The sequence below is a fragment of the Arthrobacter wenxiniae genome, assembly GCF_013376105.1.
In the GTDB taxonomy this organism is placed as follows: domain Bacteria; phylum Actinomycetota; class Actinomycetes; order Actinomycetales; family Micrococcaceae; genus Specibacter; species Specibacter wenxiniae.
Genome location: NZ_JAAMFM010000013.1, coordinates 91,535 through 101,955, shown reverse-complemented (window position 1 = coordinate 101,955; position 10,421 = coordinate 91,535). Strand labels below are relative to the sequence as shown.

Below are 10,421 nucleotides of genomic sequence, written 5' to 3'. Positions count from 1 at the left end.
GGGCCCCCCCCCCCCCCCCCCCCCCGCCACCTGCAGTCATGGACTGTTAGTACTGGTCAACCTTCGGCTGTTCAACCTTGGTGCCGGACTTGCCCAGCGTGTCGTCGTAGATCTTGGTCCAGGTGGCGCCGCCGTCGGTGAGCGTCTTGTTCAGGAAGGTGCGCAGGGCGGTGTCGCCCTTGGCAACGCCGATGCCGTACTTCTCAACCGTGAACGGCTGGCCCACGACCTTCAGCTTGTCCGGATCCTGCGAAGCAAAGCCGAGCAGGATCGCCTGGTCCGTGGTCACGGCGTCGACCGTGCCGCTCTTGAGGGCCTCCACGCACTTGGAGTACAGGTCAAACTCCTGCGTCTTGACCTTCGGGAAGTTGTCCTTGATGTTCTGGATGGGCGTGGAGCCCGTGGCCGAGCAAACAGTCTTGCCGTCCAGGTCCTTCTCGCTGTTGATGGAGGTGTTGGACTTCTGTACCAGCAGGCCCTGTCCGGTGATGAAGTAGGGGCCGGCGAAGTCCACAATCTTCTTGCGCTTGTCCGTGATGGAGTAGGTGCCCACGTAGAGGTCCACGTCCCCGTTGGCGAGCGCCGTCTCACGGTTGGCGGACGGGATTGCCTTGAATTCGATCTTGTCCTTGGCGATGCCGAGGGAGGCCGCCATCCAGGTGGCAATCTCGATGTCGAAGCCCGTGCGCTCGCCCGTGGCGGCATCGAGGTAGCCAAGGCCGGGCTGGTCTTCCTTGACACCGATGCGGACGGCCCCGGCGGACTTGATCTTGTCATACGTGGGGCTGCCTGTCAGGGCAACGTCCTTGGCCACTTCAAAGTTGGGGCCCGCGGCGTTGTCGCTGGCGGTGCCGGATGTTCCGCCGCCGCCGCAGCCGGAGAGGGCAAGGGCGGCAGCTGCGGCGATCGCCGCAACGCTGAGGCTCTTTCGAATGAAGAGGTTCTTCATGGGGTTCCTTTCATAAACGGCCGGGTGGCCGCTGGTGCGAGTGAAAAAATTTGAGCGTGATGGGACTCAAATATGGTCAAGGCTAGCCGTTGGTCAGGATCTTGGAGAGGAAGTCCTTGGCCCGGGCGCTTTGGGGATTGGTGAAAAATTCGTCCGGGGTCGCTTCCTCCACGATCTGCCCGTCGGCCATGAAAACGACCCTGTCGGCGGCCTTGCGGGCAAATCCCATCTCGTGGGTCACCACCACCATCGTCATGCCGTCCTTGGCCAGTTCCACCATGACGTCCAGGACCTCGTTGATCATTTCCGGGTCCAGGGCGCTGGTGGGCTCGTCAAAGAGCATCACCTTGGGCTTCATGGCCAGGGCGCGGGCAATGGCCACGCGCTGCTGCTGCCCGCCGGAAAGCTGGGCCGGCAGTTTGGCCGCCTGGTGGCCCACGCCAACGCGTTCCAACAGCGCAAGTGCCAGTTTGTCGGCGTCGGCCTTGGAAGCGCCCTTGACCTTGATGGGCCCCAGGGTCACGTTTTCCAGGATGGTCTTGTGGGCAAACAGGTTGAAGGACTGGAAGACCATGCCGACGTCGGCCCGCAACGCTGCGAGGCCCTTGCCTTCCTTGGGCAGGACCTTGCCTTCAATGGTGATGGTCCCGTCGTCGATGGTCTCGAGGCGGTTGATGGTTCGGCAGAGCGTGGACTTTCCCGAGCCGGAGGGCCCGATAACCACCACAACCTCACCCTTTTTGACCTGCAAGTTGATGTCCTGCAAAACGTGGAGGGGGCCGTAATGCTTGTTGACGGCCTTAAGTTCCACGAGGGCAGGTGCCTGTACGGGATTAGTCATGAAGCGAATCTATCCAACAATCCGCGGCCAAGTGAAACTCCTTCACGGTTCCGCGGTGATCGTAACGCGTTCGATACCTCGCCCGCACTTTTCCGGCCCGCGCGCACTGGGGGATTCACGTAGCCTTAGTGGCATGAGTGCACCCACAGGATCCAGCAGGCCCTCCCGTCCCCTGACGAAGCGCTTCGGCAGCTGGACGACAGGTGTGCCGGCAGGGTCCACGGCGGATTCGCGGCTGTTGGACACCCCTCCAAGCAGCGACTTTACGCACACCGATCCGTGGCGCGTGATGCGGATCCAAAGCGAATTTGTCCAGGGCTTCGACTCGCTGGCCGAGATCGGCCCGGCCATCAGCGTGTTCGGCTCCGCCCGCACCAAGCCGGACAGCCCGCACTACCAGACAGGCGTGGACGTGGGCCGGCTTCTGGTGGAGGCCGGCGTCGCCGTGATCACCGGCGGCGGGCCCGGCTCCATGGAGGCCGCCAACCGCGGCGCGAGCGAGGCCGGCGGCCTGTCCATCGGCCTGGGGATCGAGCTGCCGTTCGAGCAGGGCATGAACCAGTGGGTGGCGCTGGGCGTGGGCTTCCGCTACTTCTTTGCCCGCAAGACCATGTTCGTCAAGTACGCGCAGGGCTTCGTGGTGCTCCCCGGCGGCCTGGGCACCCTTGACGAACTGTTTGAGGCCATGGTGCTGGTGCAGACCAGCAAGGTCACCCAATTCCCGATCGTGCTGGTGGACACGGCTTTTTGGTCCCCGCTGCTGGACTGGATCCGGGACACCATGGTGGCGGAAGGCCTGGTCTCCCCGGGCGACATGGACATTGTCCAGCTGGCCGACACCCCGGAGGAGGCCGTGTCCCTGGTCATGGCCGGGGAGGCCGGCACCAAGGTTGGGGCCGTGCCGCGGGCATGATCTGGCACCATTGAGGGGTGAGCTACTTCCTGATCTTCCTCGCCGTCATGCTCGCGGCCGCGGTGGCCGTGTACGTGGTGGGTCTCAGGCGGCCGGACGGCGACGTTTACGCCGACGGGCTCCAGGCGCCAGTCGCCAGCCTGCCGCCCGTGTTGCTGCCTCCGGCCCCGGCGCCGGACGACGTCGACAAGGTACGGTTCGGGCTGGGCCTGCGCGGCTACCGCATGGACCAGGTGGATCAGGTCCTTGACCGGCTCCGTGACGAACTGTCCGCCAGGGACGCGAGGATTGCCGAGCTGGAAGCCCCCGCCGCCGGGCTTAAGCACGACGGCGCCACCCCCGACCGCGGGCACCTTGCCAAGGCGTCTTCCGGTACAGCCGCTGAACGCGGCTGTACCGCCCAGGGCGGCGGGACCGCCCAGGGGGACACGTCCGGCGTCGAACCGGGAAAGGAAGCCTGACCATGGCGGCAGTTGTAGTGGGGGCGGACGGGAAAGCGCGGTGTGCGTGGGCCGGCATTGAATCCGACCAGGCGTACCAGCGCTACCACGACGAGGAATGGGGACGGCCCGTCACCGGCGAACGGGAGCTTTTTGAACGGCTCAGCCTCGAGGCGTTCCAGTCGGGGCTGAGCTGGATCACCATCCTGCGCAAGCGCAGCGCCTTCCGGGCCGCCTTCGCCAACTTTGACCCCGCGGCGGTCGCGGACTTCGGCCAGCCGGACGTTGACCGGCTGATGGCCGACGCCGGCATTGTGCGCAACCTGATGAAGATCAACGCCACCATAGGAAACGCCAGGGCCATTCTGGCGCTCCCGGAAGGCACCACCCTGGGCTCCTTGCTGCAGGCGCACGCACCGGCGGCCCCGCGGCCGGCCGGCGGGCCGATACCCGCGAAGACGGCGGAGTCCGCCGCGCTGGCAAGGGAGCTGAAGAAGCGCGGCTTTTCCTTCGTGGGGCCGACCACCGCCTATGCCATGATGCAGGCGGTGGGCCTGGCCAACGACCACCAGCCCGGATGCTGGGTGGCGGAATCACTGACCCGGCCGTGACGGAAGGCGCCGGGCGGAAGCCGGGGCGGACGCGGGGCCCCGCCACCGTGAACGAACTGATGTACGCCGCGGCGCGCCGGCTGCTGGCACCCCTGCGGCGGGCGCCGTGGTGGGTGAAAGTGTCCCTTGCCTACGGCGCGGCGCGCCTGGTCTCCTTCGCCATTCTGGCGGGGGCGGCCTACCACGCCGCGGAATCGCCCTGGTCCGGTGCGCGGCCGGACTACCTGGCCTTCATTGACCGCTGGGACGCCGGCTGGTACGAGCGCATCTTCGACGGCGGCTACCCGGCCACCATTCCGCGCAACCCGGACGGCACGGCGCAGCCCAACCAATGGGCCTTCTATCCCCTGTTTCCACTGCTCGCGCGGGGCCTGAACGCCGTGACCGGGCTGCCGTGGGCGGTGGCGGGCCCGCTGGTGGCCACCGGGGCCGGCTTTGCGGCGGCACTCGTGATCTACCTCTTGTTTCGGCGCTTCGCCGCGCCCGGCACGGCGCTGTGGGGCGTGGCGTTCTTTGCCACCTTTCCGGCGTCGCCGGTGCTGCAGGTGGCGTACGCGGAGTCGCTGAGCACTCTCCTGCTGGCCGCCGCCCTGTACCTGCTCATCCGCCACCGGTACTGGTCCGCCGTGCCGGTGGTGGTGCTGCTGTGCCTCTCGCGGCCGGCGGGGGTGCCGTTCGCCGCCGTCGTCGGCGTCCACCTGGCGCTGCGCTGGAGGCGGCGCCGCCGCGAGCGGTTCCCGCAGCGGGAGGCGCTCGCGGGGCTGGCCCTGCTGGCCGCCAGCACCGTCATGGCGTTCGCGTGGATGCTGCTCGCGTGGTGGGTCACGGGGGAGCCCGGCGCCTATGCGGACACCGAAACAGCCTGGCGGGGAACGCACCTGGTGCTGTTCAAGCCGTGGTTTGACGCGGGCGTCTCCCTGGCGGGCCCGTGGTTGGGTCCGCTGCTGCCGGTCCTGCTCGTGGCGCTGGCCGCGCTGTACCTGAATTCCGGCTCCGTGCGGCGCATCGGCACGGAACTTCGCCTGTGGTGCGCCGTCTACCTGCTGTACCTGCTGGCCGTCCTGGACCCGCAGTCCAGCACCTTTCGGATGATGCTGCCGCTGTTCCCGCTGGCGCTGGCCGCCGCGTTCATTTCCGCCAGCCGGGCGTACAGGTGGGCTGTGCTGGCCATGTTTGCCGTCCTGCAGCTGGTGTGGGTTGTGTGGCTCTGGCAGCTTTCGGCGGTCAGTACCGGCCAGGCCTGGCCGCCGTGACGACCAATGGCCTTTCCGTCCGGCCGCAAGGCGGCCCCGATTAGCACCCGGCACCGGAAATACGGAATAATGGATTGTGAGGGATACAACACGAACCTGCATGTGGGGAATGCCCCGCAGGCCTGTGGGTTCGAACTATGAAAAGGGGAAGTCCTTATGGCGGCCATGAAACCCAGAACCGGCGACGGTCCAATGGAAGTGACCAAGGAAGGGCGTAGCCTGATCCTGCGGCTGCCACTGGAAGGCGGCGGACGCCTTGTGGTGGAAATGAACGCCGACGAGGCCAGCAGCCTCAAGGAGTGCCTGGTCGGTGTGACCGAGTAGTTCGGGCAACCACCAACGATTGACCTGCGGGGCGGCCAAGCTGCCCCGCTTGGCGTTTAAGGGCCGGACCACGGTCCGATGCCAGGTGCGGGCCGGGCGCAGCTCAGCGCTTGACGGCGAGCAGCAGGCCGTCGCCGGTGGGCAGCATCGCCGAGATCAGCGACTTGTTGTCCCGGACCAGCTTGCCCACCTTGCGCAGCACCACGGTGCTGGCCTCGCGGATGGCGGGATCGGACACCCTGTCCTTGTCCAGGGCGTCGTTGACCACCAGCAGCCCGCCGGACTTCAGCAGCCGGATGCCCTGCTCCACATAGGCGGGAAAGCTGGGCTTGTCGGCGTCGATGAAGACAAGGTCGTAGGCCGCGTCCGTCAGCCGCGGCAGCACGTCCTGGCCGCGGCCCGAGATGGTGCGCGTCCGGTTGGCAGGCGAGCCCGACTCGTTGAACGCCTCGCGCGCCGCCTTCAGGTGGTCCACGTCGGGGTCGATGGTTGTCAGGACCGCACGCGGGCCCAGCCCGCGCAGCAGGGACACACCGGAAACACCGGCCCCCGTGCCGACCTCCACCACGGTCTGGGCCTTCGAGGAGGCAGCCAGCACCGTCAGCGCCGCGGCAACACCGTGCGTGACGGGGAACAGGCCCAGCTCGTGGGAGCGTTCGCGGGCGCGGCGAAGGACGTCATCTTCCACAGGGAGGCCCTCCGCGTAGGACCAGCTGGTGGACTTGTCGGCGCTCATGGGTGGTGTTTCCTAAACTGTTGCGGCGGATTCCTCTAGCCTACTGCCTGCGCCGTGGGCTGAATTTCCCATTTGCACAGCAAAAAGCCAGTTTCTTTTGGCAGAATATGGGAACCCGGCGGCAACTCGCCGGGGAGGTTTGTTTCGAGCCGCAAGAATTGAGGTGCAGCCATGGGTCAGGTTCCCAGCCCAGCAGTTTCGACTGCCGTTTCCGCTGCCGACCCGCAGTGGACGCCCCCGTCGTGGGACGAGGTTGTCACCAACCACTCGGCGAAAGTCTTCCGCCTTGCCTACCGCCTGACCGGCAACAAGTACGACGCCGAGGACCTCACCCAGGAGGTGTTTGTCCGCGCGTTCCGTTCCCTGGCCAAATTCAAGCCCGGCACGCTGGACGGCTGGCTGCACCGCATCACCACCAATCTTTTCCTGGACCAGGCGCGCCGCAAGCAGCGGATCCGCTTCGACCCGCTGGCGGAGGATGCCGAGTCGCGGCTCGCCGGCGCCGACCCCGGCCCCGAACGAACCTTTGAATTCAACAACCTCGACGTCGACATTGCCGCCGCCCTGGAGGCGCTGCCGCCGGACTTCCGGGCCGCCGTGGTCCTGTGCGACATGGAGGGGCTGTCCTACGACGAGGTGGCCCACGCACTGGACATCAAGCTGGGCACCGTCCGCTCCCGCATCCACCGCGGCCGCGCCATGCTGCGCGAGTCGCTGGCGGACCTGGCGCCGGGGCGCGGCAAGGATGTGCGGCCGCCGAAGAAGCCGCTGCTGAAGCTGCCGCGGATTGCCGGTGCCCGCTAGGCATGGGTGCCCGTGTCAAAAGGTGTTCGGAATCGTTGCTTTTAGTCTCGAGAGGGTAATCTTCCTAACGTGTTTGGTATCAATACCCCCGAGCTGGTCCTGATTGTCATTGTGGCGCTCCTGGTGATCGGCCCCGCGCGCCTCCCGGGCTATGTGGAGAAGCTCAAGAACCTGATCCGGGAGGTTCGCAGGATGGCTTCCGGCGCGCGCGAAACCATCAGGGAAGAATCCGGGCTGGACATCGACGAGATCGACTGGAAGAAGCTGGACCCGCGCCAGTATGATCCCCGCCGCATCATCCGCGAAGCCCTCCTGGACGACGACGACGTCGCGGCCCTCAACTCCCTGAAGGCCGCCCCCGGTGCCGCCATTGCCTCCATGATGGGCAAGGACGGCGATGAAACTGCGGTGGAAGCTGCGCCGAAGGCCCCCGTGATGCAGCGTCTGGCCGAGGGCCAGCGCGCCCCGTTCGACCTGGAAGCAACCTGACGCTGCGCGCGTTCGAGACCGTTCGGGACCATTATCTCCAACGGATTAGCGCGGGGTGACGCCCAGCGGCAGGCCGGCCAGCCCGCGGGGGCGGACCGCCAGCTTCCCGGCGATGTCCAGCAGCGCCGCGGCGCCCGGCGACTCCGGGTTCGCCAGCACAATGGGGGCGCCAATGTCCCCGCCCTCGCGCAGCGCAACATCGAGCGGAATCTGGCCCAGCAGCTCCACGGGCGCATTGACGGTCTGGGTCAGCCGCTTGGCCAGGACCTCGCCACCGCCCGAGCCAAACAGCTCCATCGTGCTGCCGTCCGGAAGCGTCAGGAATGACATGTTCTCGATGACCCCGGCCACCTTTTGGCCCGTCTGGACGGCAATGGCCCCTGCGCGCTCGGCGACATCCGCGGCGGCGGCCTGGGGGGTCGTGACCACCAGGATTTCCGCCTTCGGCAGCAGCTGGGCCACTGAGATGGCCACGTCCCCGGTGCCGGGGGGCAGGTCAAGGAACAGGGCGTCCAGGTCGCCAAAGTACACGTCGGTCAGGAACTGCTCCAGGGCCCGGTGCAGCATGGGGCCGCGCCAGGCGACGGGCTGGTTGCCGCTGACGAACATGCCGATGGAAATGACCTTGACGCCATGGGCCACGGGCGGCAGGATCATTTCGTCCACGCGGGTGGGCGCCTGCGTGATCCCCATGAGCGCCGGCACGGAGAAGCCGTAAATGTCCGCGTCCACAATGCCCACGCGCAGCCCCCTGGCCGCCAGGGCACACGCCAGGTTGACCGTCACCGAGGACTTGCCGACCCCGCCCTTGCCGCTGGCCACCGCGTACACCCGCGTCAGCGACGACTCCGCGTTGAACGGGATGCCGCGCTGGGGGTTGGTGCCCTTGAGCCTTTCCTTCAGTTCGGCGCGCTGTTCCGCCGTCATGACGGTCAGGTCCACGTCGACGCCCGTGACGCCGTCCACCTTCATCAGGGCGTTGGTGGCGTCCTTGGTGATGGTGCCCCTCAGGGGGCACCCCGCAATGGTGAGGCGTACGACGGCGCGCACCCGTCCGCCGTCGAACGCCTCCACGGACTCGACCATGCCCAGCTCCGTGATGGGCCGGCGCAGTTCGGGATCGATGACCGTGGCGAGGGCGGCGTGGAGGGATTCGGGGGACGGAGCGGACATGTGGTGCTGGCCTTAGGGGTTGGCGGGGCGTTTTGCGGGGACGGTCTTGAGCGCCTGGGTGGCGGGGTTCCGGGACGTGCGGGGCTCGCGGACGGGCTCGGCGTCGTCGTCGGAGATGTTGATGAGCTCCTCCAGGAGGCTGCGCAGTTCGGAGCGGACGAAGTCGCGGGTGGCCACTTCGCGCAGTGAAATGCGCAGTGCGGCGACCTCGCGGGTCAGGTATTCGGTGTCCGCGAGGTTGCGTTCATTGCGCGTGCGGTCCTGCTCGATCTGGACCCTGTCCCTGTCGTCCTGGCGGTTTTGGGCGAGCAGGATCAGCGGCGCGGCGTAGGAGGCCTGGGTGGAGAAGAACAGGTTGAGCAGGATGAACGGGTACGGGTCCCACTTGAGCCCGAACAGCCCCACGACGTTCAGGGCAATCCAGACGATCACGACGACGGTCATGTACAGCAGGAAGTTCGCCGTGCCCATGTAGCGGGCAAAGCGTTCGGCGAAGCGGCCAAAGAGGTCCGGGTCGCCGGCAAGGTTTGGCAGGAGCCGCGACTTCAGCTCCATTGGCGTGTCGAGGCCGCCGCCCTTGGTGTGGTGCCTTTCAGCCAATGCGGCCTCCCAGCTTTCTGATCGGGGCGCCGTCGTCGTGGGTGCGCCAGTCCTCGGGGAGCAGGTGGTCCAGGAGGTCGTCCACCGTCACCGCGCCGACCAGCCGGCCCTCCTTGCTGACCACCGGCAGGGAGTTGAGGTTGTAGGAAGCCATGGTGTGGCTGACGACGCTGAGGGTGTCCTGGTCGGAGACCGGCTCCAGGTTCTTGTCCACCAGCGTGCCCAGCTGCTCGGGGGGCGCACTGCGCAGCAGCTGCTGGATGTGCACCACGCCCAGGAAGCGTCCCGTGGGCGTTTCCAGCGGCGGGCGGCAGATGAAGATGGCGGAGGCCAGGGCCGGGGAGAGGTCCTCGCTGCGGACGTGGGCCAGCGCCTCGGCAACGGTGGCTTCCGGCGGCAGGATCACCGGCACCGGGGTCATGAGCGCGCCGGCCGTGCCTTCCGCGTACTGGAGCAGGCGCCGCACGTCCTTGGCCTCGTCCGGTTCCATGAGCAGCAGCAGTTCCTCGGCCTTGGCCTGGGGGAGGTCGGCCAGGAGGTCGGCGGCGTCGTCCGGGTCCATCTCCTCCAGGACGTCGGCGGCACGCTCGCTGTCCAGGGCGGAGAGCAGGGTGACCTGGTCCTCCTCGGGCAGTTCGGACATGATGTCCGCCAGGCGTTCGTCCTGGAGCTCGCTGGCAACCTCCACCCGGCGTTTGTCGCTCATTTCCTGCAGGGCGTCGGCAAAGTCGGCCGGCTTGAGGTCCTCGTGGGTGGCCACGAAATGCGTGGCGCCCTGCGGCTGCGCTGCGTCGTCGGTGCGGGCGTCGGCCCAGTCGATGAGCAGCGTGTGGCCGCGCCGCAGGCCGCGCAGGCGCGAGGTGGAGCCGCCCCGGCGCACAAACATCTTGGTCACCAGCCAGTCGCCGTTGCGCTGCTGGTCCATCGCAATGTCCTCGATGACGGCGTCGCCGCTGCCGTCCACCAGGGTCACCTTGCGGTCGAAGATGCCGCCCACCACCAGCTGCTCCGCCCCGCGCTGTTCAAAGCGGCGCAGGTTGACCAGCCCGGTGCAGATGATCTGGGACTGGTCCATGGACGTCAGGCGGGTCATGGGCACGAAGACGCGCTTCTTGCCCGGGACCTCAACGACGATGCCGACGGCGTGGGGCGCCTTGTCCTGCTGGCCGCGGCCCAGCACCACCACGTCCCGCAATTTGCCCAGACGGTCGCCCAGCGGGTCAAAGACGTCCAATCCAAGGAGGCGCGCCACAAAGATGCGCGTGGGTTGTGTGCTCACCCTTACAGG

General features: G+C 67.4%; 13 protein-coding genes. 7 read left to right on the top strand and 6 right to left on the bottom strand.

Annotated elements, in window-relative coordinates; all coding sequences use genetic code 11:
• Positions 1-46 precede the first annotated feature (46 nt).
• Both G6034_RS10560 and G6034_RS10555 read right to left on the bottom strand, forming a co-directional pair.
• Complete coding sequence (locus G6034_RS10560; RefSeq protein WP_176635070.1) at positions 47-949, bottom strand: glutamate ABC transporter substrate-binding protein; 903 nt, start codon at positions 947-949, stop codon at positions 47-49.
• An 82-nt stretch (positions 950-1,031) separates the two neighbouring features.
• On the bottom strand, positions 1,032-1,790 hold the full coding sequence (locus G6034_RS10555; RefSeq protein ID WP_176635069.1) for an amino acid ABC transporter ATP-binding protein: 759 nt from the start codon (positions 1,788-1,790) through the stop codon (positions 1,032-1,034).
• A 133-nt stretch (positions 1,791-1,923) separates the two neighbouring features.
• On the opposite strand from G6034_RS10555, the gene G6034_RS10550 reads away from it, so the two are divergent.
• The 5 genes from G6034_RS10550 to G6034_RS10530 all read left to right on the top strand — a co-directional run bounded on the left by G6034_RS10550 (position 1,924) and on the right by G6034_RS10530 (position 5,331).
• Positions 1,924-2,703 carry an LOG family protein gene (locus G6034_RS10550; protein ID WP_176635068.1) on the top strand — a complete coding sequence of 260 codons (780 nt, stop codon included), beginning with the start codon at positions 1,924-1,926 and terminating at the stop codon, positions 2,701-2,703.
• A 17-nt stretch (positions 2,704-2,720) separates the two neighbouring features.
• Positions 2,721-3,164, top strand: a complete 444-nt coding sequence (locus G6034_RS10545) for a DivIVA domain-containing protein (RefSeq protein WP_176635067.1) — start codon at positions 2,721-2,723, stop codon at positions 3,162-3,164.
• A gap of 2 nt (positions 3,165-3,166) precedes the next feature.
• The gene (locus tag G6034_RS10540) at positions 3,167-3,754 is read left to right on the top strand and encodes a DNA-3-methyladenine glycosylase I (protein WP_176635066.1); all 588 of its coding nucleotides are present in this window, start codon (positions 3,167-3,169) and stop codon (positions 3,752-3,754) included.
• A gap of 47 nt (positions 3,755-3,801) precedes the next feature.
• Complete coding sequence (locus G6034_RS10535; protein ID WP_343038011.1) at positions 3,802-5,007, top strand: hypothetical protein; 1,206 nt, start codon at positions 3,802-3,804, stop codon at positions 5,005-5,007.
• Between the two features lie 156 nt (positions 5,008-5,163).
• Positions 5,164-5,331 (top strand): DUF3117 domain-containing protein, encoded by a 168-nt coding sequence (locus G6034_RS10530; RefSeq protein WP_082369385.1) that lies wholly within the window; start codon positions 5,164-5,166, stop codon positions 5,329-5,331.
• A 103-nt stretch (positions 5,332-5,434) separates the two neighbouring features.
• Here the strand turns inward: G6034_RS10530 and G6034_RS10525 are convergent, their stop codons facing one another.
• A complete protein-coding gene (locus tag G6034_RS10525) occupies positions 5,435-6,067 on the bottom strand; it encodes an O-methyltransferase (protein WP_176635065.1) in 633 nt (210 codons plus the stop codon).
• A gap of 171 nt (positions 6,068-6,238) precedes the next feature.
• On the opposite strand from G6034_RS10525, the gene sigE reads away from it, so the two are divergent.
• Both sigE and G6034_RS10515 read left to right on the top strand, forming a co-directional pair.
• A complete protein-coding gene (sigE, locus tag G6034_RS10520) occupies positions 6,239-6,871 on the top strand; it encodes an RNA polymerase sigma factor SigE (RefSeq protein WP_176635064.1) in 633 nt (210 codons plus the stop codon).
• 69 nt (positions 6,872-6,940) lie between these two features.
• Positions 6,941-7,360: a twin-arginine translocase TatA/TatE family subunit gene (locus G6034_RS10515; RefSeq protein WP_176635063.1), complete on the top strand. Its 420-nt coding sequence runs from the start codon at positions 6,941-6,943 to the stop codon at positions 7,358-7,360.
• Between the two features lie 45 nt (positions 7,361-7,405).
• Here the strand turns inward: G6034_RS10515 and G6034_RS10510 are convergent, their stop codons facing one another.
• Genes G6034_RS10510 through G6034_RS10500 form a run of 3 tightly spaced genes read right to left on the bottom strand, consistent with a single transcriptional unit; the run spans position 7,406 to position 10,412 of the window.
• Positions 7,406-8,533, bottom strand: coding sequence for an Mrp/NBP35 family ATP-binding protein (locus G6034_RS10510; protein ID WP_176635062.1), 1,128 nt, complete (start codon positions 8,531-8,533; stop codon positions 7,406-7,408).
• Between the two features lie 12 nt (positions 8,534-8,545).
• On the bottom strand, positions 8,546-9,133 hold the full coding sequence (locus G6034_RS10505; protein ID WP_246295630.1) for a DUF1003 domain-containing protein: 588 nt from the start codon (positions 9,131-9,133) through the stop codon (positions 8,546-8,548).
• Complete coding sequence (locus G6034_RS10500; RefSeq protein ID WP_176635061.1) at positions 9,126-10,412, bottom strand: magnesium transporter MgtE N-terminal domain-containing protein; 1,287 nt, start codon at positions 10,410-10,412, stop codon at positions 9,126-9,128. The genes G6034_RS10505 and G6034_RS10500 overlap by 8 nt, the downstream gene beginning before the upstream one ends.
• Positions 10,413-10,421: the final 9 nt, after the last annotated feature.